This is a genomic window from Iodobacter violaceini (genome assembly GCF_011601265.1).
GTDB lineage: Bacteria > Pseudomonadota > Gammaproteobacteria > Burkholderiales > Chitinibacteraceae > Iodobacter > Iodobacter violaceini.
Window position 1 is genome coordinate 543,743 of the sequence record NZ_JAAOLX010000002.1, and the last position, 18,899, is coordinate 562,641.

20 protein-coding genes are annotated in these 18,899 nt (G+C 45.8%); 10 read left to right on the forward strand and 10 right to left on the reverse strand.

What is annotated here, in order from left to right; genetic code table 11:
* Window positions 1-224: 224 nt before the first annotated feature.
* From HA050_RS06065 to HA050_RS06095, 7 genes are all read right to left on the reverse strand, one after another.
* Entirely contained in the window at window positions 225-953 is a 729-nt protein-coding gene (locus HA050_RS06065) for a LytR/AlgR family response regulator transcription factor (protein ID WP_166823373.1), read from the reverse strand.
* 14 nt (window positions 954-967) lie between these two features.
* A complete protein-coding gene (locus HA050_RS06070) occupies window positions 968-2,008 on the reverse strand; it encodes a sensor histidine kinase (RefSeq protein ID WP_166823375.1) in 1,041 nt (346 codons plus the stop codon).
* 145 nt (window positions 2,009-2,153) lie between these two features.
* On the reverse strand, window positions 2,154-3,332 hold the full coding sequence (locus HA050_RS06075; protein WP_166823378.1) for a hypothetical protein: 1,179 nt from the start codon (window positions 3,330-3,332) through the stop codon (window positions 2,154-2,156).
* A gap of 3 nt (window positions 3,333-3,335) precedes the next feature.
* Window positions 3,336-4,091, reverse strand: coding sequence for an outer membrane lipoprotein-sorting protein (locus HA050_RS06080; RefSeq protein ID WP_205836310.1), 756 nt, complete (start codon window positions 4,089-4,091; stop codon window positions 3,336-3,338).
* Window positions 4,092-4,107: 16 nt separating this feature from the next.
* On the reverse strand, window positions 4,108-4,476 hold the full coding sequence (locus HA050_RS06085; protein ID WP_205836311.1) for a DUF2306 domain-containing protein: 369 nt from the start codon (window positions 4,474-4,476) through the stop codon (window positions 4,108-4,110).
* Between the two features lie 13 nt (window positions 4,477-4,489).
* Window positions 4,490-5,866 (reverse strand): ABC transporter permease, encoded by a 1,377-nt coding sequence (locus HA050_RS06090; protein ID WP_166823400.1) that lies wholly within the window; start codon window positions 5,864-5,866, stop codon window positions 4,490-4,492.
* Window positions 5,863-6,582 (reverse strand): ABC transporter ATP-binding protein, encoded by a 720-nt coding sequence (locus HA050_RS06095; protein WP_166823403.1) that lies wholly within the window; start codon window positions 6,580-6,582, stop codon window positions 5,863-5,865. Before HA050_RS06095 ends, HA050_RS06090 begins: the two co-directional genes overlap by 4 nt.
* Before the next feature lie 241 nt (window positions 6,583-6,823).
* On the opposite strand from HA050_RS06095, the gene HA050_RS06100 reads away from it, so the two are divergent.
* The 4 genes from HA050_RS06100 to HA050_RS06115 all read left to right on the forward strand — a co-directional run bounded on the left by HA050_RS06100 (window position 6,824) and on the right by HA050_RS06115 (window position 10,651).
* The gene (locus HA050_RS06100) at window positions 6,824-7,561 is read left to right on the forward strand and encodes a flagellar brake protein (RefSeq protein ID WP_166823405.1); all 738 of its coding nucleotides are present in this window, start codon (window positions 6,824-6,826) and stop codon (window positions 7,559-7,561) included.
* Between the two features lie 317 nt (window positions 7,562-7,878).
* Window positions 7,879-9,348 (forward strand): anthranilate synthase component I, encoded by a 1,470-nt coding sequence (gene trpE, locus HA050_RS06105; RefSeq protein WP_166823408.1) that lies wholly within the window; start codon window positions 7,879-7,881, stop codon window positions 9,346-9,348.
* A gap of 75 nt (window positions 9,349-9,423) precedes the next feature.
* Window positions 9,424-10,131, forward strand: a complete 708-nt coding sequence (locus HA050_RS06110) for a glycine-rich domain-containing protein (RefSeq protein ID WP_166823410.1) — start codon at window positions 9,424-9,426, stop codon at window positions 10,129-10,131.
* Between the two features lie 322 nt (window positions 10,132-10,453).
* Entirely contained in the window at window positions 10,454-10,651 is a 198-nt protein-coding gene (locus HA050_RS06115) for a hypothetical protein (RefSeq protein ID WP_115227841.1), read from the forward strand.
* A gap of 178 nt (window positions 10,652-10,829) precedes the next feature.
* Here the strand turns inward: HA050_RS06115 and HA050_RS06120 are convergent, their stop codons facing one another.
* Together HA050_RS06120 and HA050_RS06125 are read right to left on the reverse strand one after the other, a co-directional pair.
* Window positions 10,830-11,891: a substrate-binding domain-containing protein gene (locus HA050_RS06120; RefSeq protein ID WP_166823413.1), complete on the reverse strand. Its 1,062-nt coding sequence runs from the start codon at window positions 11,889-11,891 to the stop codon at window positions 10,830-10,832.
* 320 nt (window positions 11,892-12,211) lie between these two features.
* Window positions 12,212-12,637, reverse strand: a complete 426-nt coding sequence (locus HA050_RS06125; RefSeq protein ID WP_166823416.1) for a hypothetical protein — start codon at window positions 12,635-12,637, stop codon at window positions 12,212-12,214.
* An 875-nt stretch (window positions 12,638-13,512) separates the two neighbouring features.
* Here HA050_RS06125 and HA050_RS06130 point away from each other — a divergent pair.
* The 6 genes from HA050_RS06130 (at window position 13,513) to HA050_RS06155 (ending at window position 18,386) form a co-directional block, all read left to right on the forward strand.
* Window positions 13,513-14,229: a Rap1a family protein gene (locus tag HA050_RS06130; RefSeq protein ID WP_166823419.1), complete on the forward strand. Its 717-nt coding sequence runs from the start codon at window positions 13,513-13,515 to the stop codon at window positions 14,227-14,229.
* 110 nt (window positions 14,230-14,339) lie between these two features.
* Window positions 14,340-16,016 carry a DUF262 domain-containing protein gene (locus HA050_RS06135; RefSeq protein ID WP_166823422.1) on the forward strand — a complete coding sequence of 559 codons (1,677 nt, stop codon included), beginning with the start codon at window positions 14,340-14,342 and terminating at the stop codon, window positions 16,014-16,016.
* A 396-nt stretch (window positions 16,017-16,412) separates the two neighbouring features.
* On the forward strand, window positions 16,413-16,880 hold the full coding sequence (locus HA050_RS06140) for a hypothetical protein (protein ID WP_166823425.1): 468 nt from the start codon (window positions 16,413-16,415) through the stop codon (window positions 16,878-16,880).
* 145 nt (window positions 16,881-17,025) lie between these two features.
* Entirely contained in the window at window positions 17,026-17,217 is a 192-nt protein-coding gene (locus HA050_RS06145; protein WP_166823428.1) for a hypothetical protein, read from the forward strand.
* A 443-nt stretch (window positions 17,218-17,660) separates the two neighbouring features.
* Complete coding sequence (locus tag HA050_RS06150; protein ID WP_166823431.1) at window positions 17,661-18,047, forward strand: hypothetical protein; 387 nt, start codon at window positions 17,661-17,663, stop codon at window positions 18,045-18,047.
* A gap of 15 nt (window positions 18,048-18,062) precedes the next feature.
* A complete protein-coding gene (locus HA050_RS06155) occupies window positions 18,063-18,386 on the forward strand; it encodes a hypothetical protein (protein WP_166823433.1) in 324 nt (107 codons plus the stop codon).
* A 79-nt stretch (window positions 18,387-18,465) separates the two neighbouring features.
* Here HA050_RS06155 and HA050_RS06160 read toward each other — a convergent pair whose 3' ends face one another.
* A complete protein-coding gene (locus HA050_RS06160; RefSeq protein WP_240928985.1) occupies window positions 18,466-18,741 on the reverse strand; it encodes a phage portal family protein in 276 nt (91 codons plus the stop codon).
* Window positions 18,742-18,899: the final 158 nt, after the last annotated feature.

Genomic DNA, 18,899 nt, shown 5'->3' on the forward strand with positions numbered 1-18,899 from the left:
TGTTGCGAAAAAATCATTTTTTATACAAATAAAAACATAATCTGCCACTTTAACAAATCCGCAGACCTGCTTTAACCTGCCCTGATCACAGGGCTAAAAAGCAAACATAAGAAGTAAAAACAATCCGCCTGCCATGAACCATTAAAAAATAATTCATATAAAACAAAACACTAAATCACGCTCTGCAAGCGTATTTAGATACCTTTCATCAAAACTACCGGCGCCTACATCTGCCTGAACTGCCCGGCAAAACTACGGCTCAGCGGTAATGTATGCGATGTATTTTTAATCTCGATACGCTGCCGCCCAAGAATATCCCGCTCGATGCGTGCCACCACATGCAAATTCACAATATAAGAGCGGTGTACCTGGGCAAAGCTTTTGGGGTGTAATTGCGGCAATAAATCTTTAAGCGAGGTGCGAATTAAATGCCGCTCGTGTGCAGTTACAACTTCGGTATATTTATCTGCCGACTGAAAAAACAAAACCTCATCCACCGCCACTAAGCGGGTAATATCGCCAAGGCCCACAGTAAGCCAGGCCAGTGGCGCAGCCTCTTTATGGATGCTGCTGAGCAAAGCATTAAAATCGAATTGTGGTTTACGCTCTCTTTGCAAACGCGTCACACATTGCAATAAGCGATCATCGCTGACCGGCTTTAATAAGTAATCGAGGGCCGCATTATCAAAAGCCGAAATGGCATACTCATCAAAAGCCGTCACAAACACCACACGGGTATCACGCAAGGTGCTGGCTACCTGCAGGCCACTTAAGCCGGGCATGCGAATATCTAAAAAAGCAAAATCTGGTGACAGGCGATTCAGCTCATTCACCGCTTCCAGCCCGTTTTTAACAACAGCTATAATATTTAAATCCGGCCAAAGAACTTGTAAGCGCTCAGCCAGACTGCTGGCCAGTAAAGGCTCATCATCGGCAATTAAGGCGGTAGGCATGGGTTTTCCTTTCCTCAGATTTTATTCAAAGGCAGTGTTAATTCGGCAATCACACCACAGGGCACATTGGGATAAAGCGCCAGGCGCCCTTCCTTGCCATACAGGTTTTCTAAACGCTTACGCACATTAGGCAGGCCCACGCCTTCTTCACCCGCACTTTGCAAACCCAAGCCACTGTCATAAACCCGCAAACGCAGCAGTTTTTCAACAACATCCGCCACAATATGCAGCTCGCCCCCGGCAATAGCCGGCTCAATGCCATGCTCTAAAGCGTTTTCTACCAGTGGCTGTAAAAGCAGCGGCGGCAACAGCGCGGCTTGTAAATCAGCCGGCACATCGATCCGATATTGCAAGCGATCGCCAAGGCGAATTTTACTGATCGCCAGAAGCGCAGTCACCAAATCCAGCTCTTCCGCCAAAGTAACCTGCTTTTTACGCGTGCGGCTTAAGCTGGCACGCAAATAATCATTTAAATGATCCAGCATTGTTTGCGCAAGCGGTGCATCACGGCTGATCAGGCTGCGCATATTGGCCAGCGTATTAAATAAAAAATGCGGCTCTATTTGCGCCTGCAGCATGGCCAGCTGGGCGGCAATTTCTGATTGCTGCACTTCGGCCAGACGTTGTTGCTCAACCGCCAGCTGCGCACGGTATGTTTGTGAGCGATAAAGGACATAAAAGAACCCTGTGGCCGCGACTGCCACCAAAAAAGCCAGCGCAATCCAGCGCCATTGATACTGCGGGTTAAGCCAGAAATAGCTGATCACATCCGGCGCGCCCAAAAAATAAGCCAGCTTAAAACCAAAGAAGAGCCCCAGCGGCAGCACCACAATTAAACGCCATAAACGCTGCCCCCCCATGCCGCTGCCCGAACAAAAAGCCAGCGTATTAAGCACGGAAATACTAAAGCCGATTGAATGCGAAATAAGCAAATTATCCCAAAAATATTCAGGCTTACTCGATAAAGTGCATAAAACAGCGATAAGGGTATTAACCAGCAATAGAATAGGAAAATCGCGCCGCCACCGGGCCAGAAACTCAGAAGTATTAATCATATGGCTCTTATTTAAACTGATTAAAAATAGTGCATGGCAAGCAGGATTAAATCATTTAACTTAAGGCAAATACACAAACCTGATCAGCCGTTTTAGCGGCAACACTCAGGCAGATTTTCTTAAGCAACAACTATTCAAAAACAAATCAAAAGAAATATTTTAACAACAGGGTGCTTGAGCGTTTTTCTGGCAAAGCGCCATATTGAGATAGTGCATCCCCGCGATTCAGCTGAAATTCCCATGCAATATCGACGGTTTTAAAGTGGTAACGCGCTTCAGCCCATGCCATATCACTACGATCGATTAAATCATGCCGCCACAGCGCAGTCAGCTCCAGCTGAGGAATTAAATCAGGCCAGCGCGCACTGACCATTGTGGCTTGCCGGGTCAGCAAAGCCTGGCGCGACTGCGCCTCTGTGCGATACCGCCAGTAATCCTGCACAGGCCCTTTTTGCAACGCTTCCCAATCTGTGGCATTTTTTGCTCCGCCATCGTACTGATATTCAAAGCTTAACGAAAGCTTGGATTCAGACGTCCATGTCAGCCCGCTGGCAAGCCGGTACACCCTGCCCCCTTCGCTGGCGGTACTGGCTTCGGCATGCAGCACGGTTGCATCATTGAGCAGGCCGGTTAAATTAAGCCCCAGTTGTACTTCTGCATCCATATCGCCAAACAATATAAATTGCGATGTAATTTCACCATTGCGGCTTAGTGCCAGCAAATAGCGATGACGCGGATTACTCGCCCCCCAATCCGGGCTAAACGCATCACTATCCGGGTAATTCGCCAGTTTGGGTGAATACAAAGCCGTCAGCGCACCACCAGACCAGAGCTTTTGCCCGCGCAGCATCACGCTGCCCTGACGATTTTCACGCAAGCTGGCAGGGGCAACCGAAACCACCGATCTGACCGCCCCTTCTTTAAAAAAATCACTCGGGTTATAGCCCAGCCCCACCCCAAAGCGGGTATTTATCCGGCCAAAATCAAACACCATATCGGCAGCAGGTTGCCAGCTTAAATAGGCTTCTTTTAAAGTATTAACTTTACTTTCCGGCTCTTGCCAGCCAGGGCCAAAACCATCCAGCCTGTCTGCCAGCACCACACGCCAATCCGCCGTCAGCGCGGTATCCAGACGAAAATCCAGCGAGCGGCGCTGGGTATTTTCGCTGCCCTTATCTGAATACGCTTTGCCCCATGCCCCCTCTACAGATAAATACCAATCACTGTTTACCACCGTTTCTGCCGAGGTTTGATCCGCCAGCAGGAGCGCATCCTGATCGCTGGCGATTGCTGCGGAGCTCAGCAAAGCGATAAGCCATTTCATCGCTTACTCCGGCTTAAAGCGGGGCAGATAATCCCTCTGCAGCCAGCTTTCAGGCACATCACGCCATGCGTAATCGCTGTTTTTAATCACCGTAACCCATGTTGGATCAAGGCCATCAATAATCACCGTTTCACTTGGTCGCTCCGCCCCAAGCAGGGTTTGATAATGGCGGAAGTACGCTGTTTTTAACAAACGGCCGCTTTCGGTATAAAACAAAGATTTAACCGGCTGTTTACTGCTGCTGTCGATCCAAAGCTCAATGCCGTGGTAGGTTACATCCGGCGAAACAGCCTTAAGAGTCAGCTTGTAACACACACGCTTTTTACGCTCGCCATCCTGGATTTCTTCTTCACCCGAAAATGCCGCACGGTAATCCAGCGCCAGATTCACCGTTAACACATCCCCATTAGCGGCCTGCCCCAGCAAGCGCTGCTGGGGTGAGATCCGCACGCTGGCCTTACTGGCCGGATCATAAAACCATAAATCATTGCCATCTTTGAGCAGCAATTTACCCGCATCGCGAATGGGCGCCACAAAGCGGATCAAATTACGAAAACGCCCGTTATCTGGCCGGGAATAAATCGCCAGCGTATTTCTGTCGCTCTCTTTGCCTTTGCGGTATTCGATCAGCGTTGAATTCAGACCAAACGATTTATCCGGATTACGAATAGCATCGCTGGCCGCCAGCAAAGCCTGTGCATCCACCGCAGCAAAACTGGCGCTGCTGAGTAACAGGCTCATCACAAACAGTAGTTTCATTACAATCTCCCCGTTCTCAGGCAAAGAAAAACGTGTGAAACAAGCGCCCGGGCAGCAGCGTTGCTGCGCCTGCCCCCAGCAAACCCAGATAACTCCCCAGGACAAAGCGCCGGTGCAGCTTAATTTGCCCGGCCCTGGCCGCACGAACCGCCACTACAATGCAAACCAGCACCCATACCGACAATAAATGAACAGGACTGAAACGATGGTCTTCCCACAAGCCCGACAGCCAAAAAGAGGAGATCGCCGTACCCGCCATTAAGACCATCCAGCCCCTGCCCATGAGCCGGTGCCGGGCCGATCCCTTAGCCAGGCATAACACCGCCCCACCCATTAATAAGGCGCTTATCGCAAAAACCAGATGCACATATAAGATTGAGACCATTTCTCGCTCCTGCTCAGGTATGCCGTAAGGCATCCACAATATTGAGCTGCGCAGCCCGCCTTGCCGGCCACCATGCCGACAATAAGGCCACGCCCACCAGCCCCAGTGCCGTCGTCAGCAGCATCCGGCTCTCGCCCCACACCCGTACAGTCAGCGGAATAGGATCAACGTTACCCGGCGGAGTCCAGGTCAGGCCGCTGTGATTCACAATCCACGCCAGAGCCAACGCCGTAAGCAGCCCTGCCACCGCACCCAATAAACCCAGCAGCACGCCTTCGCAGACAAATAAGCGGCGGATACCCGACTGGCGCAAGCCGATAGCGCGCAGGGTGCCGATTTCTACAGTTCGCTCTACCACGGCCATGCTCATGGTGTTGCTCACGGTAAACAGCACAATCGAGCCAATCAGTAAGGAAATAAACCCAAAGATGGCAGTAAACATGCCGGTGATTTGGCCGTATTGCGGATTAATCGTGGTGTAATCCAGCACTTCAAGCGGATGGTTTTTAAGTGGCCCGGCCAGCAATTCCGCCAGCCGCGCTCTGGCTGCGGCCATCTGGCTGCTGTGCTTCAGCTGCAGCACAATTGCCGTAACCTGCGGCGTGCCCGCACCATAAATCAGCTTTTGAGCCTGAGATAAATGCAGGCCCACAAACATATCATCCAGCTCTTTCACCCCAATGGTTTCAGCCTTCACCACCGTCAGGGCCGCCACATTAGGCGCACCATGCGAATTAGCCGCCAGCATTTCAATACGCCCAGTGTTTGCTGTGCCCGCCGTGCCTTCTGACAAGGCCAGTACATCGGCGGGCGCATCCGCACCACTGGCAGCTTCCACACTGGGCTGCGGGCAGTTCTTCACTTGCAAAACGCCGCACAAAGCCAAGACCCGAGCCACACCAGAGCCAATCACCACGGCATCTTCTGCTGTGCCTGTCAGCGCTGATTTTTTGGGCTTAATCGGAAAATCATAATCATTCCACTGCCGCAGCTTATTTTGGTCTTCCACTATTGAGCCACGCCCAAGCACCGTGCGGGATACGCCCGCCGAAAAATTCCCGGCAATGCCGCCAAGGCTCAGCGTGGGGGTAATAACATTCAGCATGGGGGCCAGCACAGGGTCTTTTTGCAAGACCTCCAGCAACTTGGGATAATCAGCGATACCGTAAGCGGCCGGATTCCCATTGCCGTATAAAAAATAATCTTTATGCTGAATTTGCAAATGACCACTGCTTTGCACAAAGCCGGTTTGCAGCCCTAAATTAAGATCCTGGCTGTAGCCGCCAAATAATAAGATGGTCACCGCCCCCACCAGCATCGCCAGTAAGGTAGCCAGAGAGCGGCGATAATTGCGCAAAAGATTACGCATGGCTAAAGAGAAGATTTTCATACCAGCACCTCCTGTTTTCTGGCTGCCGACCGGTCAAACTGCTCTACAGAGATCACCCGCCCGTCACGAATCATGATGGCATCATCGGCCTCGGCCAGCACCTGCGGATCATGGGAAGAGAACACAAAGCTCACCTGATGCTCCAGCTGCATACGGCGCATTAATTGCAAAATGGCCTTACCCGTCTGGCTGTCCAGATTGGCCGTTGGCTCATCGGCCAGCACCAATTGCGGCGCGGGGGCCAGTGCGCGGGCAATCGCCACCCGCTGTCTTTGCCCGCCGGATAATTGCCCCGGGCGATGCTGAGCTTTATCGGCCAGCCCTACTGCATCCAGCAAATCCATCACGCGGGCTTTACGTTTGGTGGCAGGCATATTCAGCATGCGCAGCGGGTATTCAATATTTTCAAAGGCTGACAATACGGGCAGCAAATTAAAATTCTGAAAAATAAACCCTAAATGCCGCGCTCTGAAATCGGCCAGCGCATTATCAGGCAGCTGCGCAATATATTGCCCCGCCACAATCACCTCACCCTCGTCGGCGCGGTCTATGCAACCGATTAAATTAAGCAAAGTGCTTTTACCGCTGCCCGACTGGCCGGCAATAACCGTAAAACGGTTGGGATAAATAACCAGATTGACTTCTTGCAAGGCGGGCACAACAACCGAGCCCATACGATAATGCTTGCTAACCTGTTTTAAGATAACGGGATACATTGAGCAGACCTCATCAGAAGAATGCATCCAATATATGCGGCCTTAACACAAGGTTCAGGAGGATGAGATAAAGCGCAACTCAGGCAGATAAGACGTATAAAAGCGCGACGAAATGCAGAGCAGGATGTAAAAAATACCATCCACCCAAAACAATCACACCACGACAGGCCAGCGATAGATTTATCGCCTAAATTATTAAAGTGGACGTAAGCCTGCGTCCCCAAACAAGTGCGAAGGGCGTATGAATTTTAAAACCACACTCAAATCGCTGATCAATGAAGTCGACGAGCTGGAATCATTCAGAAAGACAGACCGGCGTGAAATCTTATCTATTTTTTCCATGCTCCAAAAACACGGAGATGCCATTAATTTATTTCTGAACAACGGCGACGAGCTGATTCTCAGCCACCTTTTAGAAATAAACCAGGCCGACAATATCTGCTGCCTGTTCAACCCTCAGGCGGATATTCCTGTTTGCGAAGCAATCTGTATTGCAACACCTGGCGGTGGCTCTTTAGTTAAATTCAACTGCGATCTGAACCCATGGCGCTACCAGGGGCAGGCGGCATTTCGCACCTCCATACCCGATTCCATTATTAAGCTGCAGCGGCGGGAGCACTTTCGCACCAAAATTCCTGAGAATCAGCCCTTCTATTGCCAGTTTCAAAGCACCGGCAGCAAAGCCTCACGCTTTGTGATCTGTGATTTATCCATTGGCGGGCTCTCTTGCTGGGTTCCGGCAGATTTTGCACAAGTGCTACAAATAGCTCAGCAACATAAAATCATCATAGAACTTGGCCATACTGGCTCCGCCAGCACACTGATTGAGATTTGCAGCCTGCGCCAATTCCAGGAAATTTCAGCGCAGCACGACGTTTTACTGCTGGGCATGCACTTTATTGCACTGGATCATCAGCTCGAAGCCAAATTACAAAAACTGCTTTCCCAGCTCGAAATGGCGCAACGCACGGTGCGCTGAACGAAAGCACTGCGGCCACGGAGAAAACGGATATCAAAATACCTTTCAGACAGCACTCGCAAAGATATATTCCTCTGTAAAGCGAAGAAATCAGCAAAGCTGCCCCATTTGGCCCATCAAGAAGGTTGACCATCCTGACTAAGATCGGCAAAAATCGGGGTAGATCTCTCACCTCACGGAGCAATATGGGCTTTTACTCCAACCCACAGCGATGGCGTCGCTCTTAATTTGCACAGGCAGCATGTAAAGCTTGCTGCCCGCCCTTTTGCTTACAAATTTCTGCGTCATGTCACCGAAACCCAGTTTGGAGTCTATCCATGTTGTCGATCACCGAATTTAATGCACTTAAAGAGCAAGGCTACAACCGCATTCCGCTGGCATTAGAGCTGTTTGCCGATTTAGATACGCCTTTGTCTGTGTATCTGAAACTGGCAAATCAGCCTTACACCTATCTTTTAGAATCTGTTGTTGGTGGCGAGCGGTTTGGCCGCTATTCCTTTATTGGCCTGCCCGCCCGCACACGCTTAAAAGTGCGTGGCAATCTGACCGAAGTTATCTGTAATAACGAGGTGATTGAAACCCATCAGGGCAATCCGCTGGATTTTATTGAAAGCTTTCAACAGCGCTACCGTGCCCCGGCCAATAAAATGCTGCCGCGCTTTTTGGGCGGCTTAGTCGGCTACTTTGGCTATGAAACCATCGCTTACATCGAGAAAAAACTAGCCAATCATCCCAAGCCGGATGAAATTGGCGCGCCCGATATCCAGCTGTTGCTGTCTGAAGAATTGGTGGTGGTTGATAATCTGTCCGGCAAATTATTTTTAGTGGTTTACGCCAATACCGAACAAAATAACGCTTACCAGACCGCTGCCGACCGCATCCATACCCTGCGTATGGCCTTACGCGAGCCCGCCAAAATTCCACTACAAGGCCGGGCACCCAGCGTCAGCCAGATGACATCAGGCTTTGGCGAGGAAGCGTTTAAAGCTGCTGTACTTAAAGCCAAAGATTACATTATTGATGGCGACATCATGCAGGTGGTGCTTTCACAGCGCATGAGCCTGCCCTTTGAAGAATCGCCAATCTCGCTTTACCGCGCGCTGCGCTCCTTAAACCCATCGCCGTATATGTTTTTCTACCATTTTGGTGACTTTCATATTGTGGGTGCCTCGCCAGAGATTCTGGTACGGCTTGAAGACGATACCGTCACCGTGCGCCCGATTGCCGGCACACGGCCACGCGGCAAAACACGCATGGAAGACGAAGCACTCGCAGCCGAGCTTTTGGCCGATCCTAAAGAAATTGCCGAGCACATTATGCTGATGGATCTGGGCCGCAACGATGCAGGCCGAGTGGCGCAAACCGGCAGCGTAGCGGTAACCGATAAAATGGTGATCGAGCGTTATTCACACGTCATGCATATTGTGTCCAGCGTGGAGGCCAAACTAAAACCTGGCATGAGCAATATTGATGTGCTTAAAGCTACCTTCCCCGCCGGCACCGTTTCTGGCGCGCCTAAGGTGCGGGCCATGGAAATCATTGCCGAGCTGGAGCCGGTAAAGCGCGGCATTTACTCCGGCGCTGTTGGCTATCTGGGCTTTAATGGCGATATGGATGTCGCCATCGCCCTGCGTACTGCGGTTGTGAAAGACAAAGTACTGTATATGCAAGCCGGAGCCGGCATTGTGGCTGACTCGGTACCACAGAGCGAATGGCAGGAAACCTTAAACAAAGCGCGCGCAGTCTTACGTGCAGCAGAGTTAGTACAGGATGGCCTGGACGCCTGATCAAGCGCCCCGGAGCCTGGACACAGGCCCGGGGCATTATGGCGCATCCATTCCTCATCAAAACAAGCGAGCAATATGTACTTCCTCCTTTTTACCCTGAGCATTGCCCTGCTTTTAATGTGGCACCGCCTCAGAAAAACAGCCCGTGCGGATTATATTCGCAGCTATATGTTCCCGCCCGGCCTGCTTGATAAGCTGCACAAAGTCAGGCCAGAGCTTAACCTCAAAGACCGGCAGCTGGTGGCGCATGCCCTCAGGCAGTTTTTTCAGGTTTATCATCAAAGCGGCTATCGCCACATCGCCATGCCTTCACAAGTGGTGGATGATCTCTGGCATGAATTCATTCTTTACACCAAAAACTATCAGGCCTTTTGTAAGAAAGCCTTTGGCCGCTATCTGCATCACACCCCCGCCAGCGCGCTCAGCCCTGAGCTGCGAAATAACGATGGCTTACGCACCTGCTGGCGCTATGCCTGCCTTGAAGAAAACATCAACCCCAAACACCCAACCCGCCTGCCTTTGCTCTTTGCCTTAGATGCTAAATGGAACTTAGCCAATGGCTTTTATTACACCCCCGACTGCAGCCAGCTTGCGGCAAGCAGCAGCGGCACAGTGCATTGCGGCGCAGGATTTTATTCATCTGATCTCAGTAGTGAATTCACCAGCAGCAGCGATTTTGGCAGCAGCTCAGATTCTTCCGGCGGATCAGACAGCAGCGGGGATAGTGGCGGATGCAGCGGGGGCTGTAGCGGCGGATGCGGAGGCGGGGGCGGTGGTGATTAAGCGCAATCACTCCCCATATAAAACTGGCCGATATCAAAGAAAACATGAACTCAGCAACCCAGATTGTCATTACACAATCAGCCTGCAAGCTTGTTTTCACACCAAAACTTAAAAGCTTTTAAAACACAAACCCAATAAAATCGAAAGCCAGTGACAATATTACCGTTTTTCCTTCTGGAAAAAACACCTGATGTAGTTTATGAATAAGGACGCTCATTGCTCACAAGAGCATGTAATGCTACTGAAATATCAGGCATGCTGACATGAGCTAAATTGCAGCTTTAATCTACATCCAGACGTTTTCATCCAAGGAGCTCCATTTATGAAAAAGCTTATTATCGCAATTGCAGCATCGTGTATTGCTTTAACTTCTGTCGCCTCATTTGCTGAAGGGCTGATGAACAAAGACGGCATGACCTTACAAAAGAAAGAAACGAAAAAACATAAAGCACGGAAAGACGCTAAGAAACACGCCGCAGAAATGAAAAAAGATGCACCTAAAGAAGAAATGGCAAAATAATACCCGCTGTTTCTTTAATCAAAGGCAAGCACAGTGTGTTTGCCTTTTTTAATTCTACAGCCCGCTATTAAATGGCATATATCCGCCCGCCCCAATCCTCAAGTACAACCCAAACCGGCAAATAAAAAGAGTCTGCCTCCTTTGAACAGCCATCAAAATATAAGCTTTCCCTGATTTTTTATTTATTTTTCCAAATTCTGCTGTATGCACTCTCAAACCCCAACTCATTTTCGATACTGAGATTGCCTATTTTCTTAAGAAAATCACACGTTACTAAAATTGGCCTCGATATATAACCACTTGGCGGGCTGCCTGCAAAAGCCCGATTTAACTCATCCGCTAATTGATAGCCCTGCATTGTCAGCGGCTCGGCAATCGTTGCCGCTTGCTGAGAGCGGCATGAAGCGATCCGGCTTAGCGCCAGGGCAGAGCCATCGCCAGCAGCCACAAGCATCAACTCTTTAGCCCCTGCCTGAATCAGCGGATAACTCATACTGTCAAAATAAATATCATTAATGGCCAGACTATAAGTCCAGCTCTTTCCATAGCGCTTTAAAAGCTTTGGAACCAATTCTGGAATAAGAAGCGAAGAATCAGATATCTTCACATTTTCAATTGAAAGCACTCTGCAATCTTTGTAAGCGCTGCACAATTCAACAACATGTTTCATTTTATTTGTTTTATTATTGGCAATTGCAAATTGATTATCATTGAATATAATCACGCCCAGTGGGCGTTTATTTTTTATTGCATCAGCCAGCACAAAATGAGCAGCCATTTCGGCTACTTCAATCGCATCCGTTGCCACATTAACAAACAGATCAGGCGTCGCGCCTGGATTTTTTGCTGCATGCCAGCCAACCAGCTTTATTTTATTCAGTTTGGCTATTTTTAGTTGCTCCGGAAAATCATCCGGCTGAAAGCCCCCAAACACAATGCCATCAGCTTGCCGGGCAATACTCTGCACGAATAGCATTTGCAGTTTGTCATTTTTGCCCTCGCCATTCTGCAAGATAAGCCTCCATCCCAATTTTTGGCAGGCTTTTTCCAAACCGCGATACACATTGGCTACTCCGCCATTTTTAAGGTCTGAAGCAATAAAAACGACTGTCTTTCCGGTTTGAGCTGGCGGCCCGGTAATGGGGCCGCCCCATGGCTCAGCAGCAATGGCGAAAACAAACATCCATAAATTTAAAATTATTCCAATAAAAACATTGAACAGGCAGAATTTTTTTTGCATGCAATCCACCTTTATTTAAAATTTATCGATGAAAGCAAGGCTTATTCGAAAAAAACCATGCATGCCTTGTCAACAAACATAAAAACAGCCGGCTATGACCGCGTTAAGCCCCACATTGTTATGCATTCTAGTCAACGATCAGCGGAATAAACGCATTGTTCAGCTGCATAAAGTCTGATGAAACTTATCTTTTGACTCATTTTGTTTTTGGATAAATAAAGTAGCCGCCATTAAACAGAACTAAAGCTCAATATCTAGTGTAAATACCCATACATATTCTTTCATGCAAAACAACTCGCCAGGCTATTGAACAGCAAAAATCAATAACACCGCAGCGTTTCCGATTGCCCCTCCCGAACATAAGCTCGTCTTACCTTGCCACGGCAGGCATATTCAACCGTTGCCATTTTCTGATAACCATCAGAAGGATCGCCGCACCACTGATTACCTGATTTAAAGCGATAAGATGATTTATCGTTGGCAGATCGGGCCAGCCGCTGAGTAAAATCACACCGCCCTCTTGCTGAGCCATAAGTCGCATTCAAAATCTGAATTTTTCGCCTGTCGCTACTCTGACTTCCCTGATTGCCATTCATCATCCGCACCGCCTCGCGAAAGCCATCACGAAAGCCTTCCTGATATTGCTGATTTCTTCCCCGCAGCATTTCCTCAGGCAGATTAGCCTCACTGGCTATTACACCTGCTGACGCCAGCATAAGCAGGCAAAAGACTTTAAGTTTTATCACGCCGTATTCCTTTCTTCATAAATAAAAAAAACTTCTGTTATTTAAAGATCAGAGACAAGATACATAATTACAGCAGTGAAATTACACGCACATATTTCACCCGCGCATGGGAAAACAGAATATTAAACAGATGTTTTTCATTCAGTAAAAATGCATTAAACACCAATAAAATCAAAGGCGAAGCTCATCCTTAACGTAACACAGGCCAGGTAAAATCAATCATTAGTTTATAAGCCGGATAGCCTGCCGTTGTGTTAGGAAATTTACAAGGTGGCTTTGCTCATATCTGCGCTGGTCATGATTTAGAAATGGCCAGTAGCGGATACCTGACAGCCAGTACCAAGCAGTATTCCAAGATAAATGATCAGACCTGCCTGCTAATGCTTAGCAACTGACAAGCGAATTAATTCGGCCAGCAATTGAAAAGGGCCAGCCTTAGCAGCCCTCTTGCACCCCATGCGTGAGGGGTTTAAATCTAGTAAATATAATCAAATACTTAGAATTAAGTCACATTGAAGGGCATCACCACAAATCGCAACAGATAATCACCCTGCCCCGCAAAAATCCCGCAGCAGAAATAATTAAACAAAATAGTTATGACATCTATTTTCATGTCAAATTCATACCACCACCTTACGCTGAATTCCAAGTAATCAATCGATAACCTGACTCAAAAGCAAAGAAAAGATGGGAATCCCCACTCAGTCGGGTGTAGTATATCGGCATAAAAAAATTGGGGCCAAGTCTTTTGTTTTGATTTTATGCAAAATGTAAGGTCTGACCCCGTTGCTTTTGAAGAAATGTTAATGCAAGACGTGACCCCAAGGCCATTTCTCGCCATCCGTCCCCAACGCATGATTCCGCAGAGACATTAGATGAGAAAAAATGTTCTTGTTTTGCTCTTCTCGCTTGTAGCGGCAGCAGCCCAAGCGAACTGCGTCAAGAGTGCGGCAGGCGGTGATTGGGTTGATTGCGAAACAGGGAAACCGGCCCCTGCACCTGTTCCAAAGTCTGCTTCTGCAAGCTACAACCGCGTCCCCGCTTCCTTGCAAGCCATGGCCTGTTCAGCAGACCCAGAGCAGCAGGCTAGCTGCAAGATTTATTTCGCCGGGTTTGCGGACACTGTAGCCATGATGTACACCATGAACTCGAAGGGGAATGGCATATGTGGAGACACGGCAGACATCGTGCATGAGTTCATCCAAGAAGTTCATACAAACCCCAAAGCACGTGATGCGGAAACTCACGCAGTTCTATTCGCCCTACTTGCCAAGAATCACAGCTGCGGAAAGATCAAGGGGAAAGTTCATACCGGAATATCAGCCGACTATTTGGTGGACACATGCAAGATCGGAGATCTGGGGTTCAACCTGTGTTCGCAGTATGAAGCCGGGTTCATTAGCGCGCTGCTCTTCATATCAGAACAGACTGCTGTGCCAGTCGTATGCGGCGATCAGAGGCTTCTCAATAGCGTGAATCTGTCGAACATGCTTAACGATAGTCTGCAAAGCAATTTCAAACTTCGTCGTGATCCGGCGGTGGTAGTCATGCTCAATGCACTAATGACCAACATGCCATGCCAGAACAAGTAGCAGACTTCCAAGTGAGGCCCAACCCATCATTCCACCGGACCTGCTCGAAAAGCCGCGCAGGCCGGTGAATTCAAACGTTATGCAATACATTACCTAAAGGAAATTTTTTAATGAGTGACCAGCAGCATGGCAATAAAGCGGAAATCCATACTTTGCTTCAGCCAGAAAATCACAACAAAAAATATGAATCGCTCTTCGTAGAGATTGATTCAGGGCAAATAAAGTTGCCGATGTTTCAGCGTGAGTTTGTTTGGGAAAAGGAGCAGTCAGCGAAGTTAATTGACTCAATTTTGAAAGGATTTCCAATAGGGACATTTATTTTTTGGAAAACACGAGAGGAGCTAAGAAGCTATAAGGAGGTTGGTAATCATACTCTTCCAGAGACACCAAAGAATGATTATGTTCAATATATTTTAGATGGGCAACAGAGGATCACCTCGCTTTATGCAATTCGCAAAGGCATTCGAATTACTAAGGACGGAAAAGAAATAGATTACCAAGATATATTTATAAATCTTAATGGTAAATTAGATGATGATGAACCAATCGTCACAACTGAGATTCCTCAAGATGCCGAACAAGGCAGATATGTATCAGTACATAAATTGCTAACAAAAAATATTTCAGATTTTTTCGGCTCTATTCCAATTGAAGTAATTCCATTAATTGAATTCTATAAGGGACGCCTTGTAAATTACGATTTTTCTACAATAACTATAAAAGACTACCCAATAGAAATAGCTTGTGAAGTTTTTTCTAGGATTAACACGGGTGGTAAAGCATTAACTGTTTTCGAAATTATGGTTGCAAAAACCTATGATGAAGCTAAAGGATTTAATTTGGCAGATAAGTATGACGTTTTACGAGATGGGTCTGACGAAGACAAAAAATGCTTAGCATTGACAAAGTTCGAAACCATTCCAAATTCTCTAATAATGCAGTGTGTTGCAGCTATATGTAAAAGGGCTATTCGTGGTCGAGATATATTGAAAATTAAACGGGAGGATTTCATTGCTCATTGGGTGCCAATGACGGAATCTTTATTTTCAGCTATAGATTTTATTCGTTCAGAGCTTCGTGTCCCCGTTTCCCATTTGCTGCCATATCCAGCATTGTTAATACCAATTACGTACTTCTTTTATAAAACGAATAATAAGAAACAAACATTGAATCAAGGTAAACTTCTTGAGCAGTATTTTTATTGGGTTGGCTTGACAGAAAGATATCAATCATCCTCAGACTCTAAGATAATCGAAGATTTTAACAAAATGGATAAAATTGTAGAAGATCAGGCGCCTGAGTATACAATCAAAGAAATAAATTATGAAGAAATTAAATTAGTCCATTTCTCATCTGGAAATGCATTTTGCAAATCAATTTTATGCTTATTTGCATATAATCAACCAAAATCATTTGATACAAACGGAAGCGTAATACTTGATAACAGCAATTTGAAAATTGCAACCAGCAGAAACTATCATCATTTTTTCCCGAAGAAATATTTGAAAGACAATGTTAATGATGCCGAACCAAATTTAATTTCTAATATCACTCTAATCGATGGTTATTCAAACAAGCATATAATAGGGAAAAAGTCGCCCAAGGAATATATTGAAAAACTTTCAAGTAAAAATACTGAAATTGCGGAGTCCCTCAAAAGTCATTTAATTTCAAGCGTGGGTGGTTTTGGTATAGATGAAAATAATTATGAAAAATTCATTGATAGAAGATCAAAGGCAATCGCTGATGCTTTATGTAAGAAGCTATTAATAGCTACAGAAAAATAGTAATAAGGGTCATAACTGGGGTCAGAGTAAAGTTAAATCCGCTTTCTTTGGCTCCAAGAGCATTAAGCATTGTAGGATTTAATGTTGTTCTGACCCCAGTTATTTCAGATACCCAAAACAATATGGGATTTGATTCATTCATTAACATCGCCAGAAAAAGGAGTTTCTTTTTATGCAATAAAGCCTCAAATAAATGAAATTTTTTTGCTTGCACAACGCAATTTAGAAAAAATACAAAAAAATAACGAAGAATCTAGAAACTTTAAAGATTTTGATGACTTATTTTAACCAGAAATAATTAACAAAATTGAGGTTAGGTCTTGCAAACTAACAAATAGTTTTCTTAATTGTTGAATTGCAAAATTCTAACCACAGATTCCCAATAAAGAGAAATTTATGACATTTGATATGACTAAGGCATTCCTTAAGTCCTCTAAGGATTTCCTCGAGGCTTCATATAGAGCAAGTGAACTCCTCGTAAGTAATGGTAAATTAGTATCTGCTACTACCCCCTCTGTTGTATGCCTTTCTTTTTCTGTAGAACTAGGCCTGAAGGGATTGTATATACTCAATCACAAAAAAAATAAAAAAGGTCATGATCTCGATAGTTTGTATCAAGCTCTTGATATAGAAACACAAAATGAAATTGAAAATCGCATTACGTTACCTCAATACCCAAGATATGAGGACTGTGATACAAAGCAACTTAAATATTTCCTAGAATCTCACGCAAAAAGCTTTGAAGATTGGAGGTACTCCTGTGAACTTTCAAAGGACCTCACGGCTGATATTAGCTTTCTCCGAAATCTGGCAGAAACTATTCACAAAATTACAGAGGAAAAAATAGATAGAGTTGGATACTAATAAATGGGGAAAAAATTGGGGTCAGGTCTTGCATTAGCACATAGTAAAGTCAGCCTAGATTTGAAAATATGTTAATGCAAGACCTGACCCAATTGCTTTTTTTGTCGATACAATTTGTTATTTATAATTTAAAAAGGAACATACCATGAATCAAAAATCCAATCTGGAAGATGCATATAAAAAGCTAAAAGAATCTCCCCATTGGCGGGATGATTTTAAAATCGAAGAGGTAACAAATGCAGGTAGCATACCAGTTTACCGCATTAAAGCTGATGATCAAGAGCCAGCAACGGTTCTTGCAATCATCAAGCTAAATGAAGTTTTTCAAACACGCTAACATAGCGTTCAACCGAACAGTTTTAAGCGGGCCATTTTGTCCCGCTTAAAACTGTAGTACGCCCTAAAAATAATCGTAGCAAGAAATATAATTACACCCCTGATATGGCGTATTGCGTCTCTTGCAATAACAGGCAAGCAATACGCAAATTATGCAAGCTTTTATAGGCGCATTTTTTACCTCATAGGGCCATATCTGGCGCGGCCTAAGCCTTCACCATGCAGGTGCATAAAAAATAGTGTGTTAAGTGGGCAGGCGTGGCGGGGTCACGAGGGCGCGCGCTGGGGGCTTATAAGCAGAATTTGAATATTTTCATTTTTCCAATGAAAACATCATAGAATTAGTAGTCTTCTTGATCTATACAAAGAAGCATAGTTTTTATTTTTTCAACAAACGTTTACACAATACAAGTCGCATCTTCATACTAATTAAGGATTTTCCTAATGGAAACATCTACATTGTTAGGAGTCATTGTTGGTGGTCTATTAACTGGTATAGCCCCATGTCTTACAATTTATTATCAACATAGAAGGTTTGTCTATGATGCAAAAATCGCAAGATTAAACAGTAAAAAAGAAAAATATGAAATTTCGTATACAAAAATAATTAATCAGCTATCTGACGCAATAAATAATAACGAATACCCAGCGGAAATAATAAGCGACATATCTATTATATTCCCTAGAGAGGTCAGTGATATTTTCTTTGATTTTATGCAAGATAAAGAAAAAGATTCATTGAAAAGAAAAATTGCCTATTTAAATATTTCCCAAGCAATGAAAGAAGCCATAAAGGACATAGAAGATAGAATGGATAATACGAAAATTTAGACCATTGGCCACCACATGAAAACGAAAAAAACTCTACAATACATAATAATTTTATTGCTATTCACAGAAACTCTAACAGGGTGTACTTCTGTCAGATCGCATATTACTGAATGCCAGTATGAAGCCATAAAACTTCTCATTAATTATAATGAAGTTAGTACGGGAGGGTATCTTGTTAGAGAAGAAGAATTAATTAAAATTTGCATGAAAGCCAGAGGGTTTGAGTTTGACACCTCTCGTGCAGAAAGAAAAATGAAAGAAAAAGAAAACTATACGACAATAGACAGCATAGTGGATGCGGATAATTGGAAATACAGAATACCTCTAATACACAATTGAAAATATAAAATGTGGTTAAATAAGAAAGGCAAAGGTTTACTTTTATTAAATCAGCCCCACTTATTGGGGCTGAATTAATTTACTCTGCCATAACTGAATACGTCTTAAACCGGATCACTTCCACCCCCAGCCAGTCGTTCAGCTCCTTCATCCGCTCCTGCAAGGGTTCAATCTCGTTATAGGCAAACACGGTGGCCGCCTTTTCTACATCGCCCAGGCCGCCGGTGTTGTTGGGGATGATGCCCATCAGTTGTGCCGGTACACGGTGGGCGCTTAGTTGGTCATCCCGGGTTACGTTCTTGATGTTCCAGAAGTCGTCCTTAGCCGCCACTTCCGAGATAGGCAGGATCTGCATGCCGTCTTTCTTGCCGCCTGGCGCGTACACCTGTTAGCGCCGATTGAAATTTGACCCACCCTGCCGATCCAATTTTGACCCAGGCCGGGGCGTTGCTTTTTCATCGAGCAACTGTGGATAAGTCTAGCAAATAGCGAACGGCCCGCCCGCTATTTTTC

What these genes read in the sequence shown, in the direction of transcription:
- HA050_RS06065 (WP_166823373.1), bottom strand. Translation starts at nt 953, where the DNA reads ATGCCTACCGCCTTAATTGCCGATGATGAGCCTTTACTGGCCAGCAGT.
- HA050_RS06070 (WP_166823375.1), bottom strand. Translation starts at nt 2,008, where the DNA reads ATGATTAATACTTCTGAGTTTCTGGCCCGGTGGCGGCGCGATTTTCCT.
- HA050_RS06075 (WP_166823378.1), bottom strand. Translation starts at nt 3,332, where the DNA reads ATGAAATGGCTTATCGCTTTGCTGAGCTCCGCAGCAATCGCCAGCGAT.
- HA050_RS06080 (WP_205836310.1), bottom strand. Translation starts at nt 4,091, where the DNA reads ATGAAACTACTGTTTGTGATGAGCCTGTTACTCAGCAGCGCCAGTTTT.
- HA050_RS06085 (WP_205836311.1), bottom strand. Translation starts at nt 4,476, where the DNA reads ATGGTCTCAATCTTATATGTGCATCTGGTTTTTGCGATAAGCGCCTTA.
- HA050_RS06090 (WP_166823400.1), bottom strand. Translation starts at nt 5,866, where the DNA reads ATGAAAATCTTCTCTTTAGCCATGCGTAATCTTTTGCGCAATTATCGC.
- HA050_RS06095 (WP_166823403.1), bottom strand. Translation starts at nt 6,582, where the DNA reads ATGTATCCCGTTATCTTAAAACAGGTTAGCAAGCATTATCGTATGGGC.
- HA050_RS06100 (WP_166823405.1), top strand. Translation starts at nt 6,824, where the DNA reads ATGAATTTTAAAACCACACTCAAATCGCTGATCAATGAAGTCGACGAG.
- trpE (WP_166823408.1), top strand. Translation starts at nt 7,879, where the DNA reads ATGTTGTCGATCACCGAATTTAATGCACTTAAAGAGCAAGGCTACAAC.
- HA050_RS06110 (WP_166823410.1), top strand. Translation starts at nt 9,424, where the DNA reads ATGTACTTCCTCCTTTTTACCCTGAGCATTGCCCTGCTTTTAATGTGG.
- HA050_RS06115 (WP_115227841.1), top strand. Translation starts at nt 10,454, where the DNA reads ATGAAAAAGCTTATTATCGCAATTGCAGCATCGTGTATTGCTTTAACT.
- HA050_RS06120 (WP_166823413.1), bottom strand. Translation starts at nt 11,891, where the DNA reads ATGCAAAAAAAATTCTGCCTGTTCAATGTTTTTATTGGAATAATTTTA.
- HA050_RS06130 (WP_166823419.1), top strand. Translation starts at nt 13,513, where the DNA reads ATGAGAAAAAATGTTCTTGTTTTGCTCTTCTCGCTTGTAGCGGCAGCA.
- HA050_RS06135 (WP_166823422.1), top strand. Translation starts at nt 14,340, where the DNA reads ATGAGTGACCAGCAGCATGGCAATAAAGCGGAAATCCATACTTTGCTT.
- HA050_RS06140 (WP_166823425.1), top strand. Translation starts at nt 16,413, where the DNA reads ATGACATTTGATATGACTAAGGCATTCCTTAAGTCCTCTAAGGATTTC.
- HA050_RS06145 (WP_166823428.1), top strand. Translation starts at nt 17,026, where the DNA reads ATGAATCAAAAATCCAATCTGGAAGATGCATATAAAAAGCTAAAAGAA.
- HA050_RS06150 (WP_166823431.1), top strand. Translation starts at nt 17,661, where the DNA reads ATGGAAACATCTACATTGTTAGGAGTCATTGTTGGTGGTCTATTAACT.
- HA050_RS06155 (WP_166823433.1), top strand. Translation starts at nt 18,063, where the DNA reads ATGAAAACGAAAAAAACTCTACAATACATAATAATTTTATTGCTATTC.
- HA050_RS06160 (WP_240928985.1), bottom strand. Translation starts at nt 18,741, where the DNA reads ATGCAGATCCTGCCTATCTCGGAAGTGGCGGCTAAGGACGACTTCTGG.